Annotated in this window: 16 protein-coding genes; 2 read left to right on the plus strand and 14 right to left on the minus strand. The window is 61.4% G+C overall.

What is annotated here, in order from left to right; translation table 11 throughout:
• Positions 1-149: 149 nt before the first annotated feature.
• Positions 150-1721 carry a flagellar hook-length control protein FliK gene (gene fliK / locus AB4O22_RS18525; RefSeq protein WP_460096924.1) on the plus strand — a complete coding sequence of 524 codons (1572 nt, stop codon included), beginning with the start codon at positions 150-152 and terminating at the stop codon, positions 1719-1721.
• Entirely contained in the window at positions 1718-2047 is a 330-nt protein-coding gene (locus AB4O22_RS18530) for an EscU/YscU/HrcU family type III secretion system export apparatus switch protein (protein WP_003199146.1), read from the plus strand. Before fliK ends, AB4O22_RS18530 begins: the two co-directional genes overlap by 4 nt.
• A 165-nt stretch (positions 2048-2212) precedes the next feature.
• Here AB4O22_RS18530 and AB4O22_RS18535 read toward each other — a convergent pair whose 3' ends face one another.
• The 14 genes from AB4O22_RS18535 to flhA form a co-directional block, all read right to left on the minus strand.
• On the minus strand, positions 2213-2608 hold the full coding sequence (locus AB4O22_RS18535; RefSeq protein WP_003183966.1) for a DUF2802 domain-containing protein: 396 nt from the start codon (positions 2606-2608) through the stop codon (positions 2213-2215).
• 1 nt (position 2609) lies between these two features.
• A complete protein-coding gene (locus AB4O22_RS18540; protein ID WP_003199144.1) occupies positions 2610-3095 on the minus strand; it encodes a chemotaxis protein CheW in 486 nt (161 codons plus the stop codon).
• Positions 3096-3167: 72 nt separating this feature from the next.
• Positions 3168-4043, minus strand: a complete 876-nt coding sequence (locus AB4O22_RS18545) for a CheW domain-containing protein (RefSeq protein WP_003199142.1) — start codon at positions 4041-4043, stop codon at positions 3168-3170.
• Between the two features lie 96 nt (positions 4044-4139).
• A complete protein-coding gene (locus tag AB4O22_RS18550) occupies positions 4140-4931 on the minus strand; it encodes a ParA family protein (protein WP_003199140.1) in 792 nt (263 codons plus the stop codon).
• A 49-nt stretch (positions 4932-4980) separates the two neighbouring features.
• Positions 4981-5865, minus strand: coding sequence for a flagellar motor protein MotD (motD, locus tag AB4O22_RS18555; RefSeq protein WP_003199137.1), 885 nt, complete (start codon positions 5863-5865; stop codon positions 4981-4983).
• Positions 5866-5880: 15 nt separating this feature from the next.
• On the minus strand, positions 5881-6621 hold the full coding sequence (locus tag AB4O22_RS18560; RefSeq protein WP_003199135.1) for a flagellar motor protein: 741 nt from the start codon (positions 6619-6621) through the stop codon (positions 5881-5883).
• On the minus strand, positions 6621-7754 hold the full coding sequence (locus tag AB4O22_RS18565) for a protein-glutamate methylesterase/protein-glutamine glutaminase (RefSeq protein ID WP_223472846.1): 1134 nt from the start codon (positions 7752-7754) through the stop codon (positions 6621-6623). Before AB4O22_RS18565 ends, AB4O22_RS18560 begins: the two co-directional genes overlap by 1 nt.
• A gap of 48 nt (positions 7755-7802) precedes the next feature.
• Positions 7803-10064, minus strand: coding sequence for a chemotaxis protein CheA (locus tag AB4O22_RS18570; protein ID WP_223472845.1), 2262 nt, complete (start codon positions 10062-10064; stop codon positions 7803-7805).
• A gap of 30 nt (positions 10065-10094) precedes the next feature.
• Positions 10095-10880 carry a protein phosphatase CheZ gene (locus AB4O22_RS18575; protein ID WP_003199127.1) on the minus strand — a complete coding sequence of 262 codons (786 nt, stop codon included), beginning with the start codon at positions 10878-10880 and terminating at the stop codon, positions 10095-10097.
• A gap of 18 nt (positions 10881-10898) precedes the next feature.
• The gene (locus AB4O22_RS18580; protein WP_003199125.1) at positions 10899-11270 is read right to left on the minus strand and encodes a chemotaxis response regulator CheY; all 372 of its coding nucleotides are present in this window, start codon (positions 11268-11270) and stop codon (positions 10899-10901) included.
• 167 nt (positions 11271-11437) lie between these two features.
• The gene (gene fliA / locus AB4O22_RS18585) at positions 11438-12181 is read right to left on the minus strand and encodes an RNA polymerase sigma factor FliA (protein ID WP_003199123.1); all 744 of its coding nucleotides are present in this window, start codon (positions 12179-12181) and stop codon (positions 11438-11440) included.
• Positions 12178-13008, minus strand: a complete 831-nt coding sequence (gene fleN, locus AB4O22_RS18590) for a flagellar synthesis regulator FleN (RefSeq protein ID WP_003184001.1) — start codon at positions 13006-13008, stop codon at positions 12178-12180. The genes fliA and fleN overlap by 4 nt, the downstream gene beginning before the upstream one ends.
• A gap of 116 nt (positions 13009-13124) precedes the next feature.
• Entirely contained in the window at positions 13125-14474 is a 1350-nt protein-coding gene (gene flhF, locus AB4O22_RS18595; RefSeq protein WP_223472844.1) for a flagellar biosynthesis protein FlhF, read from the minus strand.
• Positions 14475-14485: 11 nt separating this feature from the next.
• On the minus strand, positions 14486-16615 hold the full coding sequence (flhA, locus tag AB4O22_RS18600) for a flagellar biosynthesis protein FlhA (RefSeq protein ID WP_223472843.1): 2130 nt from the start codon (positions 16613-16615) through the stop codon (positions 14486-14488).
• Between the last annotated feature and the right edge of the window lie 204 nt (positions 16616-16819).

A 16819-nucleotide genomic window follows, 5' to 3' on the forward strand; every position in this document is an offset into this window, starting at 1 on the left:
AGAGATGCAGCATAGATGCATTGACGAGCTGTTCCACAGAGCTGCGTCAAACAATTGCAAGGTTTTCGCCACTCCCTGAAAGACGGGCGGCATTATACATGCCCTAACCTACTCTCAAGAGAGCTTATTTCCCCAAGGTAAGGCCGCAAATGACAGGCGACATGAACATCCTGCCGCTGCCCCAGGCCACGGCAACCACGCGTATGCCAGCGGTCAATGGCGAGCTGCTCAAACTGCTGGTGCCGACCGAAGGTCTGATCAGCTCGGGCCAGACCGCCCAGGCCGAAGTGCTGTCGCTCAAGCAGGCCGACCAGACTTTCCAGCTGTTGCTCAAGGTCACCCTGGAGAGCGGTCGCCAGACCACCGTGCAGGCCACCAGCACCCAGCCGTTGCCCCAAGGCACCAGCCTGGCCGTGACGCAGCCGTCCGCCAGCAACCTGGCGATTGCCGTGCAACAGGCCGTGGCCTCCAGCGTCGCCACCCTCACCCGAATCGACACGGCGCAGTTGCCGGTCGGCACCCTGCTGCAAGGCAAAGTGCTGACCAGTCAGGCGTTGCCGCAGCTGCCGGGACAACCGGCGGTGTATCGGTCGTTGGTCGGCTTGCTCAATACCGCCCAGGCGGGTAGCACCCTGGACATCGACAGCCCGCGGCCGCTGCGCATCGGCACGCTGTTGAGTGCCCAGGTGCAAGATACTCAGACGCTGAAGTTCGTTCCGCTGAGCAACCGTCAGGAGCAATTGGCGGTGAGTCAGCAGTTGGTCACGCAAATGAGCCAGCAGGGCTCGCTGGACAGCCTGATCACCGTCCTGCAAAACCTTCCGGCCACCGACGACACCGGTGCCGAACTGCGCGCCGCGGTGACACGCCTGTTGGCCAACCTGCCGGATATCCAGCAACTGAGCACGCCCAAGGGGCTGGCCCAGGCCATGGTCGCCAGCGGTGTGTTCCTGGAAAGCAAGTTGCTCGCCGGGCAGCCGCCGAGCCTGGCGCCGGACATGAAAGGCGACCTGCTGAAACTGATCGCCCAACTGACACCGGCCCTGCCCGCCTCCACCAACCTCAGCGCCATCATTGCCGCCAATACGTTGGCCCAAGTCCTGCCGAGCTTCGTGCGCAGCGCCCTGGGGATGCTCGGCCAGGTCAGCGCCAAGCCGCAACCCACCAGCTTCCCCCTACCCTCGCGCCAGATGAAAGGCCAGGACGAAGAAGGCGACCTCGAACACCTGCTGCGCCTGGCCGCTGCCGCCGTGTCACGCCTGCAAAGCCATCAATTGTCGAGCCTGGAACAGACCGGCCTGACCGACGACGGTCGGCTGATGAGCACCTGGCAATTGGAGATCCCGATGCGCAACTTGCAGGACATCGTGCCGTTGCAGGTCAAGTTCCAGCGCGAGGAAACCCCGCCCCGGGAGCAACCCAACGAGCGCCGGGAAGAACGCGAGCCAAAACAGCAGCTCTGGCGAGTGGAATTGGCGTTCGACATGGAACCGCTCGGCCCACTGCAGGTTCAGGCGCAGTTGCTCAGCGGCAGCCTCTCCAGCCAGCTGTGGGCAGAACGGCCGTACACCGCAAGCCTGATCGAAAGCAACCTGACAGCCTTGCGTGAGCGCCTGGTGACTTGTGGCCTGAACGTCGGCGAGCTGGACTGCCACCTCGGCACCCCGCCCCAAGGCCCCAAGACTCGCCTGGAACAACGCTGGGTGGACGAAACCGCATGACAACCCACACCGAACCCCGCCAGGCCATCGCCCTCAAGTACGACGGCCACCACGCCCCGACCCTCACCGCCAAGGGCGACGAAGCCCTGGCCGAGGAAATCCTGCGCATCGCCCGCGAAAGCGAAGTGCCGATCTATGAAAATGCCGAGTTGGTGAAGCTGTTGGCGCGGATGGAGCTGGGGGACAGCATCCCGGAAGAGCTGTACCGCACGATTGCCGAGATCATTGCGTTTGCCTGGAACCTCAAGGGCAAGTTCCCCCAGGGCTACGACCCGAATGCGCCGAGTGTCGAGAAAGATGTGACCGACCGCGGCGACGACTACTGATCACAGCGGCGGTGCTTGGGCTGGAATGATCAGTGTGTGAGCGACAAAAAAAACCTGTGGGAGCGAGCTTGCTCGCGATGGCGGACTCACATTCAACATCTCTGTTGACTGTCACACCGCTATCGCGAGCAGGCTCGCTCCCACATTGGACCCGGGCGAAAGCGATCAGCCGCCTTTGTGCAGCTTACTCATCAACTCCGCTTCGGCCTGGGTCAGGCCGCAGGCTTGGGTCAGTTCGTCGACACTGGCGCCCATGCCCACCAGGCGGGCGGCCTGGGCAAAGGACAGGCTGGAGGGGTCGCGCTGTTCCAGCTGGGCAAGTTTATCCGGCAACGGCGCGACCACGGCACGCAGCTCATGGAGCGCTTCGCCCATGCGCACGGTGCCGTTCTGGTAATCATCGACGCGCTTGGCCAGGTCCTTGATGCGCTGGTCGCGCAGCGCATCTCCCTGGGCCTGCTGAGCGGCGATCTGCCGCTGGCCACGTATGTACGCCAAGAACATCGCCAGCGTGCCTGCCCAGAAAAGGAACAGGACAATGACTGCTACCTCAAGAATCAAATCAGATACTCTCCAGTTCCGACCACTCTTCTTCGCTCATCATCTTGTCCAGTTCAACCAGAATCAACAACTCGTTGTTCTTGTTGCACACGCCCTGAATGAACTTGGCGGATTCTTCATTACCCACGTTCGGCGCAGTCTCGATTTCCGACTGGCGCAGGTAAACCACTTCGGCGACGCTGTCGACCATGATGCCAACCACTTGCTTGTCGGCTTCGATGATGACGATCCGGGTGTTGTCGCTGATCTCGGCATTCATCAGGCCGAAGCGCTGGCGGGTATCGATCACCGTGACCACGTTGCCACGCAGGTTGATGATGCCCAGCACGTAGCTCGGTGCACCCGGTACCGGGGCGATCTCGGTATAGCGCAGCACTTCCTGAACGCGCATCACGTTGATGCCGTAGGTTTCGTTATCGAGCTTGAAGGTCACCCATTGCAGAATCGGATCTTCAGAACCCTTTTGAGACGACGCCTTATCATTCATACCCTGACCCCTCGAAAAACCGCCTGTGGCGGCGTGTATTCTGTCCGACGACGCTGGGCGCCGCCGGTTATCTTATTTCGGTTTCTGGACCGGCTTCTTACTGCCGCCCAGGTGTTTTGCCCCGCCGCTGGCGATCAGCTCCGCCAGCTCGGAAACGTCCAGCAAGGCGCACATATGCTCGATCACCGTACCGGCCAGCCATGGCCGTTGCCCTCGATGGCTGCGCCACTTGATCTCGTTCGGGTCCAGGCGCAGCGAACGGCTGACCTGATGCACCGCCAAACCCCACTCGTAACCCTGCACTGAAATCACGTACTGCAAGCCTTGGCGAAAATCATCGCGATAACGGTCCGGCATGACCCAGCGTGCCGTATCCAGTACCTTCAGGTTGCCGGCCTGACTCGGCAGGATTCCGAGGAACCATTCCGGCTGGCCAAACAACGGCGTCAATTCCTGCCCGGCCAGGGAATAAATCGACCCCAGGCATACCAGCGGCACCGCCAGGGTCAACCCGGCCACATCAAACAACAGACACTCGAACGGCTCGGCGGCCCAGGCCGGACGGTCGTCGCCCGGCACCGGTGGCGGCGGATTGCTCGGCGGCAGGTGGATTTCCACCACCGGCGTCACCAGGCCTTGTAGCAGCGGGGCAACGGTCGAGACCGGCGCCAGGATCGGCGCAGGCGCGTCCATGACCGCCACCTGGGGCTTGATAAACGGTGCCTCGACCGCTGCAGCTATCACTGATTTCTGTGCGTCACGGGCCTGCTCTTCGAGCACGGCCGCCTGAAACTCATCCAGCACACCCTTGGCTTCGACGTTCTCGGGCAACGCCTCGATCACGCTTGGCTGTGGTGGCAATTCTTCGGTCGCTTCCTGCAGCAGCCCATCCAGATAGGACTGCAGGGCCATTTGCGGACGCGAGGTTGTCTTTATCGGGCGGCTCATAGGAACAGTGCGCCACTTGAAGAGGTTATCGGCATGAATGCGGCAGGACTTGAGCGTTCGCAGGCGAACACAATGCCAGTGGAAAGCCTCGTCACCTTAAGCCACCTGCTGCGGAACAAGTTGTTGGGTCAACAGGTGCTTGAGCAACGCCCGATAGGCCAGCACTCCGCGGCTCTTGCCATCGAATTGCGACGGGGTCACACCGGCACGGCTGGCGTCCCGCAAGCGGGTATCAACGGGGATATAGCCTTGCCAGATGTCTTCCGGGTACTTGTCCCGCAACACCCGCAAGGTGCCCAGGGAGGCCTGGGTACGACGATCGAACAGGGTTGGCACGATGTTGAAGGCCAGCGTCTGCTTGCGCGAGCGGTTGACCATCGCCAGTGTATTGACCATGCGCTCCAGGCCCTTGACCGCCAGGTGCTCGGTCTGCACCGGAATGACCAATTGTTGGCTGGCTGCCAAGGCATTGACCATCAGCAAACCCAGCAACGGCGGGCTGTCGATGATCGCGTAATCGAAATCCTGCCACAGCTGCGCCAGACTCTTGGCGATCACCAGGCCCAACCCGCCCTGCCCCGGCGACTGTCGCTCCAGGGTGGCCAGGGCGGTGCTCGATGGCAGCAGGGAAATCCGCTCGTCGCTGGTGGACAACAACAACTGCCCCGGCAGGCCCTCGGGCACAACGCCCTTGTGCAGGAACAGGTCGTAGTTGCTGTGCTCCAGGCTGTCGGGATCGTAGCCGAAATAGCTGGTCATCGAGCCATGGGGGTCCAGGTCGACAATGACCACGCGCTTGCCCGCCTCGGCCAGCAACCCGGCTAAAGCGATGGAAGATGTGGTCTTGCCCACACCACCTTTTTGATTGGCGACTGCCCAGACTCTCATTTGGATCGTTCCTCCCGGCCGAAACAGGCTCGACCGAGAAATAGCTCGGTTATAAAGCGGGTGACGGAGAATTGACGGCACTCTGTCTTCCCGGCGACTTGACCGGAGCCGGTGCAGTTTGTGTGCCAGCCCGCTTCAATGCCGCATCCGGAGTTGCTTTGGCCGTACCGGTACCGGTCAGGCTGCGACGCACATCGAGGTTGCGCGACACCACCAGCACCACCCGCCGGTTGCGCGCACGCCCCTCGGCCGTGGCGTTGTTGGCGACCGGCTGGAACTCGCCGTAGCCCACCGAGGCCAGGCGGCCGGGGTTCACGCCCTGCATCGCCAGCATGCGCACGATGCTCGCCGAACGGGCCGAGGACAGCTCCCAGTTGGTCGGGTATTGCGAAGTACGGATCGGTTGGTCGTCCGTGAAGCCTTCGACATGGATCGGGTTGTCGAAGGGCTTGAGGATCGCCGCGACCTTATCGATGATGTTGAACGCCATGTCGCTGGGCATGGCGTCGCCGCTGCCGAACAACAGGCTGGAATTGAGCTCGATCTCGACCCACAACTCGTTGCCGCGCACGGTCATCTGGTTGGAACTGATCAGGTCACCGAACGCCGCACTGATATCGTCGGCGATGCTTTTCAATGGATCGCTACCACCGGCGATACCGGCATCGACCTGTTCGCTGTCCTTGACCAAGGGCTTGGCCGGCGTGGTGGTCTTGGGGCGCTCATCGCCGATGGGAATCGGTTTGAGCGCGCGGTCGGAATCCGTGAAGACGCCGATCAACGCCTCGGAAATGACTTTGTACTTGCCTTCGTTGACCGACGAGATCGAATACATGACCACGAAAAAGGCGAACAGCAGGGTGATGAAGTCGGCATAGGAAACGAGCCAGCGTTCATGGTTGACGTGTTCTTCTGTATGCCTGCGACGTGCCATGTTCCTTGTCTCCCATCAGTCCATGAAGCCCTGGAGCTTCAACTCAATGGAGCGCGGGTTTTCACCTTCGGCGATCGACAGGATCCCTTCCAGCAGCATTTCGCGATAGCGCGACTGGCGCAACGCGATGGACTTGAGCTTGGCCGCAATCGGCAGCAACACTAGGTTGGCACTCGCCACGCCATAGATCGTGGCGACGAACGCCACGGCGATGCCGCTGCCCAGTTGCGATGGATCGGCCAGGTTGCCCATCACATGGATCAGGCCCATCACCGCACCGATGATGCCGATGGTCGGCGCGTAGCCGCCCATGCTTTCGAATACTTTGGCCGCCTCGATGTCGCGGCTTTCCTGGGTGTAGAAATCCACCTCCAGGATGCTGCGGATGGCTTCCGGCTCGGCGCCGTCCACCAGCAATTGCAGGCCTTTGCGTGAGTAGCTGTCGGGCTCGGCATCGGCCACCCCTTCCAGCCCCAGCAGGCCCTCCTTGCGAGCGGTCAGACTCCAGTTCACCACACGATCGATACCACCGGCCAGGTCGACACGGGGCGGGAACAGAATCCAGATCAGCACTTGCATGGCGCGCTTGAAAGCGCTCATGGGCGACTGCAACAGCGCCGCGCCAATGGTGCCACCGAGCACGATCAACGCCGCCGGGCCGTTGGCCAGCGCGCCCAGATGACCGCCTTCCAGATAATTGCCGCCAATGATGGCGACGAACGCCATGATGATGCCGATCAGACTGAGTACATCCATTACAGGCAGGCCTCGACCAGGTGTCTACCGATGTCGTCCAATCCGTACACCGCGTCGGCGAGATCGGCTTTTACGATGGCCATCGGCATGCCGTAGATCACGCAGCTGGCTTCGTCCTGTGCCCAGATTGCGCTACCGCCCTGCTTGAGCAGGCGCGCGCCTTCGCGACCGTCGGCGCCCATGCCGGTGAGCACCACCGCCAGAACTTTGTCACCGTAGGACTTGGCCGCAGAACCGAAGGTAATATCCACGCAAGGCTTGTAGTTCAGACGCTCGTCGCCCGGCAGGATTTTCACCGCGCCGCGGCCATCGATCATCATCTGCTTGCCACCGGGTGCCAACAACGCCAGGCCTGGACGCAGGATGTCGCCATCCTCGGCTTCCTTGACGCTGATGTTGCACAGCTTGTCCAGGCGCTCCGCGAAAGCCTTGGTGAACGCCGCCGGCATGTGCTGGATCAGCACGATGGGGGCCGGGAAGTTGGCCGGCAACTGGGTCAGGACCCGTTGCAGCGCCACCGGGCCACCCGTGGACGTACCGATAGCGACCAGCTTGTAGGCTTTGCGCTTGGGCGCCGGCGACGACGCACTGGCGGGCGCCGGGCGAGCCGGCGCAGGGGCTGGTGCCGGTGCACTGCGTACCGGTGCCGGGTTGAAGCTGCTCGATGCAGTCGGCGCCGGGCTCGGCGCCGCAACAGGGGCTGGCGCCGGTGCGCTGTAGGCACCGACACGACGATTGCTGCGGGAAATGCTGTGGACCTTTTCGCACAGCAACTGCCGGACTTTGTCGGGGTTGCGCGAAATGTCTTCGAAATTCTTCGGCAGGAAATCCACCGCCCCGGCGTCCAGCGCATCGAGGGTCACCCGAGCGCCTTCATGGGTCAGGGACGAGAACATCAATACCGGGGTCGGGCAGCGCTGCATGATATGCCGCACGGCCGTGATGCCGTCCATCATTGGCATCTCGTAGTCCATGGTGATCACGTCCGGCTTGAGTGCCAGGGCCTGATCGATCGCCTCTTTGCCGTTGGTCGCGGTACCGACAACCTGAATACTCGTGTCCGCCGAAAGAATTTCCGAGACGCGGCGGCGGAAAAACCCCGAATCGTCCACCACCAGGACTTTAACTACCATAAACACTCCGTTAGACGAGGCGCGGCCCTGGGCCACGCCCCTCCAGAATCAAATACGCCGGGCGGCGTAACGCTTGAGCATGCTTGGCACATCGAGAATCAACGCGATGCGGCCGTCGCCGGTGATGGTGGCGCCGGACATGCCCGGGGTGCCCTGGAGCATCTTGCCCAACGGCTTGATGACCACTTCTTCCTGGCCCACCAACTGGTCGACGACGAAGCCAATCCGCTGGGTGCCCACCGAAAGGATCACCACATGGCCCTCGCCCTGCTCCACATGAGCGGCGGAGCTGACCAACCAGCGCTTGAGGTAGAACAGTGGCAGTGCCTTGTCCCGTACGATCACCACTTCCTGGCCGTCCACCACGTTGGTGCGCGACAGGTCGAGGTGGAAGATCTCGTTGACGTTGACCAGCGGGAAGGCGAAGGCCTGGTTGCCCAGCATCACCATCAGGGTCGGCATGATCGCCAGGGTCAGCGGGACCTTGATGACGATCTTCGAGCCCTGGCCCTTGGTCGAGTAGATATTGATCGAACCGTTGAGCTGGGAAATCTTGGTTTTCACCACGTCCATGCCCACGCCACGGCCCGACACGTCGGAAATCTCGGTCTTGGTCGAGAAACCCGGGGCGAAGATCAGGTTGTAGCACTCGGTGTCGCTCAGGCGGTCGGCGGCATCCTTGTCCATCACACCGCGTTTCACCGCGATGGATCGCAACACGTTCGGATCCATGCCTTTGCCGTCGTCGGAGATCGACAGCAGGATGTGGTCGCCTTCCTGCTCGGCGGCCAGGATCACCTTGCCGCTGCGGACCTTGCCCGAGGCTTCGCGCTCTTCCGGCGACTCGATGCCGTGGTCGACCGCGTTGCGCACCAAGTGGACCAGCGGGTCGGCCAGGGCCTCGACAAGGTTCTTGTCGAGGTCGGTCTCTTCACCCACCAGTTCCAGGTTGATTTCTTTCTTGAGCTGGCGAGCCAGGTCGCGAACCAGGCGCGGGAAGCGCCCGAAGACTTTCTTGATCGGCTGCATCCGGGTCTTCATGACCGCGGTCTGCAGGTCCGCCGTGACCACGTCGAGGTTCGACACGGCCTTGGACATGGCTTCGTCCTGGCTATTGAGGCCCAGGCGCACCAGACGGTTACGCACCAGCACCAGTTCGCCGACCATGTTCATGATCTCGTCCAGGCGTGCGGTATCGACCCGAACGGTAGTCTCGGCTTCGCTGGCCGGTTTTTCCGCTGGCGCAGCCGCCGCAGCACGGGCAGGTGCCGGGGCCGCAGTGGCAGCAGGCTTGGCGGGTTCGGCCTTCGGTTCCGGTGCCTTGGCAGCGGGTTTGGGCGCAGCCTTGGCTGCTGGAACAGCAGTGGCGGTAGTGCCGGCAGCAGGAGCGGCCGCGGCCTTCCCGACTTCTGTAAACTTGCCTTTGCCGTGCAGCTCGTCGAGCAGCGATTCGAATTCGTGATCGCTGATCAGGTCGCTGCCAGCCGCGGCGGCAGCCGGCTTGGCTGGCGCCGGCGCGGAAGCGATGGCCGAATCCAGCGCGTCAACGGCAAACGTGCCCTTGCCGTGCAACTGATCGAGCAAGGCTTCGAATTCGTCGTCGGTGATGTCGGAGTTGTCGCCCGCCGCTTTCGGGGCAGCCGGAGTCGCCGCTGGCGTGACCGCATCGGGAGCGAACTGGCCTTTGCCATGGAGCTGGTCGAGCAATGACTCGAACTCGTCGTCGGTGATTTCATCACTGGCGTCAGCTGTTGCATTGGCGGGCGGCGCAGCAGGTGCCGCCGGCGCTTCGGCTTGGGCCTTGACGGCGTTCAGCGAATCCAGCAGTTGTTCAAATTCGTTATCGGTGATGTCGCCCGACTCTTCGGCGACCGGCTCTTCAGCCACTGCCTCGGCAACCGGAGCCGCTTCATCAGCCGATTGCGGCTCCGCCAGGCGTGCCAGCGCGGCGAGCAACTCAGGCGTGGCAGCGGTGATCGGCGAGCGCTCACGCACTTCGCTGAACATGCTGTTGACCGCATCCAGCGCTTCAAGCACCACGTCCATCAGTTCCGAATCAACGCGACGCTCACCCTTGCGCAGGATGTCGAACACGTTTTCGGCAATGTGACAGCACTCCACCAGCTCGTTGAGCTGGAGGAAGCCGGCGCCTCCTTTTACAGTGTGGAAACCGCGAAAAATTGCATTGAGCAGATCCGCATCATCTGGTCGGCTTTCCAGCTCGACCAGCTGTTCGGACAGTTGCTCTAGAATCTCGCCGGCCTCAACCAGGAAATCCTGAAGGATCTCTTCATCGGCGCCGAAGCTCATTAATGGCTGCTCCTAAAACAGGGCTAAAACTCAGAATCCAAGGCTGGACAGCAAATCGTCCACATCGTCCTGACCGGACATAACGTCTTCTCTTTTATCGGCATGAATCTGCGGACCTTCACCCTGAGAGAGATGTTTTTGTGGATCTTTTTCAGCAAGCATCGCTTCACGGTCGTGTTCGATGCCTGCAAAGCGGTCTACCTGGCTGGCCATCAACACCAGTTTGAGCAGGTTACTTTCCACTTCGGTGACCAGTTGGGTCACACGCTTGATCACCTGGCCGGTCAGGTCCTGATAGTCCTGAGCCAGCAGAATATCGTTGAGGTTGCTTGCCACCGCGCGGTTCTCGGTGCTGCTGCGCGCCAGGAAACCGTCGACCCGACGGGCCAACTCCCGAAACTCTTCGGCGCCGACTTCGCGCCGCATGAACCGACCCCAGTCGGTGCTCAAGGCCTGGGCTTCTTCGCTCAGGCCGTTGACCAGGGGCGTTGCGCTTTCCACCAGGTCCATGGTGCGGTTGGCCGCGGCCTCGGTCAGCTTGACCACATAACCCAGACGCTCGGTGGCGTCGGTGATCTGCGAGACTTCCTCGGCCTGCGGCATATTCGGGTCGATCTGGAAATTGACAATCGCGCTGTGCAATTCACGCGTGAGCTTGCCCACCTCCTGATACAGACCGCGGTCACGGGTCTGGTTGAGCTCATGGATCATTTGAACCGCATCGCCAAAACGACCTTTTTCAAGGCTGTCGACCAGTTCGCGGGCATGTTTTTTCAGGGTCGATTCGAAATCACCCATTGAAGATTCGTTATCCATAGCTCCCCCGTGGCGCCGTTAACCGATGCGTTCGAAGATTTTTTCAATCTTCTCTTTCAACGCCTGGGCCGTGAAGGGTTTGACCACATAGCCGTTTACACCGGCCTGGGCCGCTTCGATGATCTGCTCGCGCTTGGCTTCGGCAGTGACCATCAGCACCGGAAGATGCTTGAGTTTTTCGTCGGCACGCACCTGGCGCAACAGGTCGATACCGGTCATGCCCGGCATGTTCCAGTCGGTGACCAGAAAATCGAAGTTGCCACTGTGCAACATCGGGAGCGCAGTGGTCCCGTCATCTGCTTCGGCCGTGTTGGTGAACCCAAGGTCACGCAACAGGTTTTTTATGATCCGCCGCATCGTTGAGAAGTCATCAACGATGAGGATTTTCATGTTCTTGTCCAATTCGACCTCCAAGCAGTCTTAAACGCGCCCAGCACCTGGACGCGCCATTTCAATCAATCCGGCACAACACTCGACAACGGTCTGGAGCACCACGGATGGAGACTGGCACAGCACCTGCCAGGCCAGCCTCGTTCGCAGTGTCCCCACACTGCCTGTCAACGCGCTCGCCACTCCCCCAAACGCCCCCGCAAACGGGCCGCGCACTGGCTGTGTAACTGGCTGACCCGCGATTCGCTGACCCCCAGGACCTCACCGATTTCCTTGAGGTTCAGCTCTTCGTCGTAGTACAGCGCCAAGACCAGCCGCTCACGCTCCGGCAAATTGGCAATCGCTTCCGCCAGCGCGCTCTGGAAACGTTCATCTTCCAGGTCACGCGACGGCTCCATGTGAGCACTCGCGTTATCCTCGTGCAGCCCTTCATGTTCGCCGTCCTGCAACAGGTCGTCGAAACTGAACAGGCGGCTGCCCAAGGTATCGTTCAAAATCCCGTAATAATCGTCGAGACTCAACTGGAGTTCGGCCGCAACCTCGTGATCTTTAGCGTCACGCCCGGTTTTAGCTTCAATTGCCCGAATTGCATCACTGACCATGCGGGTATTGCGGTGTACCGAACGCGGCGCCCAATCGCCCTTGCGGACTTCATCGAGCATGGCGCCGCGAATGCGAATACCGGCATACGTCTCGAAACTCGCGCCCTTGCTCGCGTCGTATTTGTTCGACACTTCGAGCAGGCCGATCATGCCCGCCTGGATCAAGTCTTCAACCTGGACACTGGCCGGCAACCGCGCCAGCAAGTGATAGGCGATACGCTTGACCAGTGGCGCGTAACGCTCGATCAATTCGTATTGGGCGTCCCGTGCCGATTTTTTATAGAGATGGTTGTAACCGCTGGCTGTCATAGCACGGGCCCTGCTGTTTGTTGCACAAGACGCTCGACGAAAAATTCCAGATGCCCGCGAGGGTTGGCCGGCAGTGGCCAGGTATCGACCTTCTGGGCGATGGCCTTGAACGCCAGCGCGCATTTGGAGCGTGGAAAGGCTTCATAAACGGCACGTTGCTTCTGGACGGCCTTGCGTACGCTTTCGTCGTAAGGCACTGCGCCGACGTATTGTAGGGCGACGTCCAGGAAGCGATCCGTGACCTTTGTCAACTTGGCGAACAGGTTGCGCCCTTCCTGCGGGCTCTGGGCCATGTTGGCCAGGACACGGAAGCGGTTCATGCCATAGTCGCGGTTAAGCAATTTGATCAGGGCATAGGCGTCGGTGATGGACGTCGGTTCGTCGCAGACCACCAGCAGCACTTCCTGGGCCGCGCGGACGAAACTGACGACCGAGTCACCGATACCGGCTGCGGTGTCGATCACCAGCACATCGAGATTGTCGCCGATGTCGCTGAAAGCCTGGATCAGGCCCGCGTGCTGGGCCGGGGTCAGGTGAACCATGCTCTGGGTGCCTGAGGCTGCCGGCACGATGCGAATCCCGCCCGGCCCCTGCAACAACACGTCACGCAGCTCACAGCGCCCTTCAATCACGTCCGCCAGCGTGCGTTTGGGTGTAAGCCCCAACAACACGTCGACGTTCGCCAGGCCCAGGTCGGCGTCCAGCAGCATGACCCGTCGGCCAAGCTCTGCCAGAGCCAGGGACAAGTTCACTGACACGTTAGTCTTCCCGACGCCACCTTTGCCGCCGGTCACCGCGATCACCTGTACGGGATGCATGCTGCCCATGTTCGTTCTTTACCTTGTCTTACTTAGACGGAGGCCACATTACTGGCTGCGCGTTCGCATACGGAACAATGCATGGCAGACCATCGATGTAGGTACAAAAAATATTCATGATTACCTCAGCCGACCTGCTTGGTCGGGCTGTGGTAGATATCAGCGAACATATCAGCCATGGCTTCTTCGCTGGGTTCTTCCTGCATTTGCACACTCACGGCACGACTGACCAGTTGATGACGGCGCGGCAGATGCAAATCATCCGGGATCCGCGGCCCGTCGGTCAGGTAGGCCACCGGTAATTCATGACCGATCGCCAGGCTCAACACCTCGCCCAGGCTTGCCGTTTCGTCCAGCTTAGTCAGGATGCAGCCGGCCAGCCCGCAGCGTTTGTAGCTGTGGTATGCGGCGGTTAGAACCTGTTTCTGGCTGGTGGTTGCCAACACGAGATAATTTTTTGACTTGATACCGCGTCCGGCCAGGCTTTCGAGCTGCATGCGCAGGGCTGGATCGCTGGCTTGCAAGCCTGCGGTATCGATCAGCACGACGCGTTTGCGCAGCAGCGGCTCCAGCGCCTGGGCCAGGGACTGGCCCGGATCCACATGGGTCACCGACACATTGAGGATCCGGCCGAGGGTCTTGAGTTGCTCCTGGGCACCGATGCGGAAACTGTCCATGCTCACCAGGGCAATGCTCTGGGCGCCGTACTTGAGTACATAACGGGCGGCGAGCTTGGCCAGGGTGGTGGTCTTGCCCATGCCGGCAGGGCCGACCATGGCAATTACCCCGCCTTCCTCCAGCGGCTCGACTTCCGGGGTCGCGATCATCCGCGCCAGGTGCGCCAGCAACATGCGCCAGGCCTGGCGAGGTTCTTCAATACCATTGATCAGCGCCAGCAGGTCCCGGGACAACGGGCCGGACAGGCCGATGCGTTGCAGGCGACGCCACAGGTTGGCCTGGGCTGGACGGCTGCCTTGCAGCTGGTTCCAGGCCAGGGAGCCGAGCTGGACTTCCATCAGCTCGCGCAGGCTGTTGAGTTCAAAGCGCATCGAGTCCAGGGCGCGCGGATCGACACCCCGGGCAGGCGCTGCGGGCGCCGGCTCAGGACGACGCGGTTCGGCTTGGGCCTGCTCGATCAGCGGTTCGGCAGCGGTCAACGGCAGGCCAGCCGTCAGCGGCTGACCGGCGAACAATTGACGATTGGTGCCTGCCGCGGCCTCGCCTTCGCTGCTGCGCAGGCTCAGCTCGGCCTGGGCGCTGGCGATGCGCGATTGAGTCTTGCGCAGCTCATCTTCGAGTTCCATGTTCGGAACCCGCGGGGCCAGCGCAGACAGTTTGTAATCCAGGGCCGCCGTCAGCTCGACACCGCCGGCGATACGACGGTTGCCAATGATGGCTGCTTCAGCGCCCAGCTCGTCACGAACCAGTTTCATGGCCTGACGCATGTCGGCGGCGAAAAAACGCTTCACTTGCATAAACCACTACCTCAGCCGTTGGGCCCTACTGTCGCAACGATGGTCACTTGCTTGTTGTCCGGTATTTCCTGGTACGCCAGCACATGCAACCCCGGGACCGCGAGGCGCCCGAATCGCGAGAGCATCGCGCGAATCGGACCGGCCACCAGCAGGATCACCGGTTGGCCTTGCATCTCTTGCCGCTGGGCTGCTTCGATCAGCGAACGCTGCAGCTTCTCGGCCATGCTTGGCTCCAGCAGAACACCCTCTTCCGAGCCTTGTCCTGCCTTCTGCAGACTATTGAGCAATATCTGTTCCAACCTTGGCTCCAAGGTGATCACAGGCAGCTCAGACTCAGTGCCTACAATGCTTTGGACGATTGCGCGGGACACGCCGACCCGAACCGCAGCCACCAGGGCGGCGGTATCTTGACTCTTGGAGGCGTTGTTGGCGATAGCCTCGGCAATACTGCGTATGTCGCGCACGGGCACCTGTTCGGCCAACAGCGCCTGCAGCACCTTGAGCAACTGCGACAACGAAATCACACCCGGCACCAGCTCTTCGGCCAGCTTCGGCGAGCCTTTGGCCAGTACTTGCAGGAGTTGCTGGACTTCTTCGTGGCCAATCAGCTCGCTGGAGTGCTTATACAGGATCTGGTTCAAGTGGGTCGCCACCACCGTACTGGCGTCCACCACGGTATAGCCGAGGGACTGGGCCTGGGCCCGCTGGCTGATTTCGATCCACACCGCTTCCAGGCCGAAAGCCGGATCCTTGGCGGTGATGCCGTTGAGGGAGCCGTAGACCTGCCCGGGGTTGATCGCCAGCTCGCGGTCGGGGTAGATCTCGGCTTCGGCCAGGATCACCCCCATCAGCGTCAGGCGGTAGGCGCTCGGCGCCAGGTCGAGGTTATCGCGGATATGCACGGTCGGCATCAGGAAGCCCAGGTCCTGGGACAGCTTCTTGCGCACCCCCTTGATCCGCGCCAGCAACTGACCACCCTGGTTGCGGTCGACCAATGGAATCAGGCGATAACCGACTTCCAGGCCGATCATGTCGATTGGCGTCACGTCATCCCAGCCCAGTTCCTTGGTTTCCATGGCACGGGCCGGCGACGGCAGCAGCTCCTGCTGGCGCTTGACCTCTTGCAGGGCCTGGACTTTCTGCACGTTCTGCTTCTTCCAGAACAGGTAGGCACCGCCGCCAGCCAGGGCAGCCATGCTCAGGAAGGAAAAGTGCGGCATGCCCGGCACCAGGCCCATGACTGCCATCAAGCCGGCGGCAACCGCCAGGGCCTTGGGCGAGGCGAACATTTGCCGGCCGATCTGCTTGCCCATGTCTTCGGAGCCCGAAGCGCGGGTCACCATGATCGCGGCAGCTGTGGATAACAACAGTGATGGCAATTGCGCCACCAAACCGTCACCGATGGTCAACAAGGCGTAAACCCTGCCAGCGTCGCCAAAACTCATGTTGTGCTGGAAGATACCGACAGCCATGCCGCCGATCAGGTTGATGAACAGGATCAGCAGGCCGGCGATGGCGTCACCGCGCACGAATTTGCTGGCACCGTCCATGGAACCGTAGAACTCGGCTTCCTGGGCCACTTCCAGGCGACGCAGCTTGGCCTGGCTCTGATCGATCAGACCAGCATTGAGGTCGGCGTCGATCGCCATTTGCTTACCGGGCATCGCATCGAGGGTAAAACGCGCGCTCACCTCGGAAATCCGCCCGGCGCCCTTGGTCACCACAACGAAGTTGATGATCATCAAGATGGCGAAGACCACGATACCGACCACGTAGTTACCGCCGATCACCACCTCACCAAAGGCCTGGATCACTTTACCGGCGGCGGCGTGCCCGTCCTGGCCATGGAGCATGACCACCCGGGTGGATGCCACGTTGAGCGCCAGACGCATGAGCGTCGCCACCAGCAGAATGGTCGGGAACACCGCAAAGTCCAACGGCCGCAGGGCGTAGACGCACACCAGCAGCACCACGATCGACAGGGCGATGTTGAACGTGAAGAACACGTCCAGCAGAAACGGCGGCACCGGCAGCATCATCATGGCGAGCATGATCATCAGCAACAATGGCACGCCCAGATTGCCCCGGCTGAGGTCGGCTACATTGCTGCGCGCGGTGCTGAGTAACTGAGAGCGATCCACCAATAATCCCCGTTCCTGTGAAGCAAACTTTTGACGCCCGGAGGGGGCGCAGACGGGGTATTGCAAGAAGCCTTCCAACTTTTGCCGGAGGCTGAAATAGAAGGGTTGAAGGGACGCTGACCTGTGGGAGCGAGCTTGCTCGCGATAGCGATTTGTCAGTCACATCCTTAGTCGACTGAACCCGCGCAATCGCGAGCAAGCTCT

It is taken from the genome of Pseudomonas sp. S3_B11 (assembly GCF_054667715.1).

Bases quoted from the DNA above. Each gene is read 5' to 3' on its own strand.
- fliK (WP_460096924.1), top strand. From the start codon at position 150: ATGACAGGCGACATGAACATCCTGCCGCTGCCCCAGGCCACGGCAACC.
- AB4O22_RS18530 (WP_003199146.1), top strand. From the start codon at position 1,718: ATGACAACCCACACCGAACCCCGCCAGGCCATCGCCCTCAAGTACGAC.
- AB4O22_RS18540 (WP_003199144.1), bottom strand. From the start codon at position 3,095: ATGAATGATAAGGCGTCGTCTCAAAAGGGTTCTGAAGATCCGATTCTG.
- AB4O22_RS18545 (WP_003199142.1), bottom strand. From the start codon at position 4,043: ATGAGCCGCCCGATAAAGACAACCTCGCGTCCGCAAATGGCCCTGCAG.
- AB4O22_RS18550 (WP_003199140.1), bottom strand. From the start codon at position 4,931: ATGAGAGTCTGGGCAGTCGCCAATCAAAAAGGTGGTGTGGGCAAGACC.
- motD (WP_003199137.1), bottom strand. From the start codon at position 5,865: ATGGCACGTCGCAGGCATACAGAAGAACACGTCAACCATGAACGCTGG.
- AB4O22_RS18560 (WP_003199135.1), bottom strand. From the start codon at position 6,621: ATGGATGTACTCAGTCTGATCGGCATCATCATGGCGTTCGTCGCCATC.
- AB4O22_RS18565 (WP_223472846.1), bottom strand. From the start codon at position 7,754: ATGGTAGTTAAAGTCCTGGTGGTGGACGATTCGGGGTTTTTCCGCCGC.
- AB4O22_RS18570 (WP_223472845.1), bottom strand. From the start codon at position 10,064: ATGAGCTTCGGCGCCGATGAAGAGATCCTTCAGGATTTCCTGGTTGAG.
- AB4O22_RS18575 (WP_003199127.1), bottom strand. From the start codon at position 10,880: ATGGATAACGAATCTTCAATGGGTGATTTCGAATCGACCCTGAAAAAA.
- AB4O22_RS18580 (WP_003199125.1), bottom strand. From the start codon at position 11,270: ATGAAAATCCTCATCGTTGATGACTTCTCAACGATGCGGCGGATCATA.
- fliA (WP_003199123.1), bottom strand. From the start codon at position 12,181: ATGACAGCCAGCGGTTACAACCATCTCTATAAAAAATCGGCACGGGAC.
- fleN (WP_003184001.1), bottom strand. From the start codon at position 13,008: ATGGGCAGCATGCATCCCGTACAGGTGATCGCGGTGACCGGCGGCAAA.
- flhF (WP_223472844.1), bottom strand. From the start codon at position 14,474: ATGCAAGTGAAGCGTTTTTTCGCCGCCGACATGCGTCAGGCCATGAAA.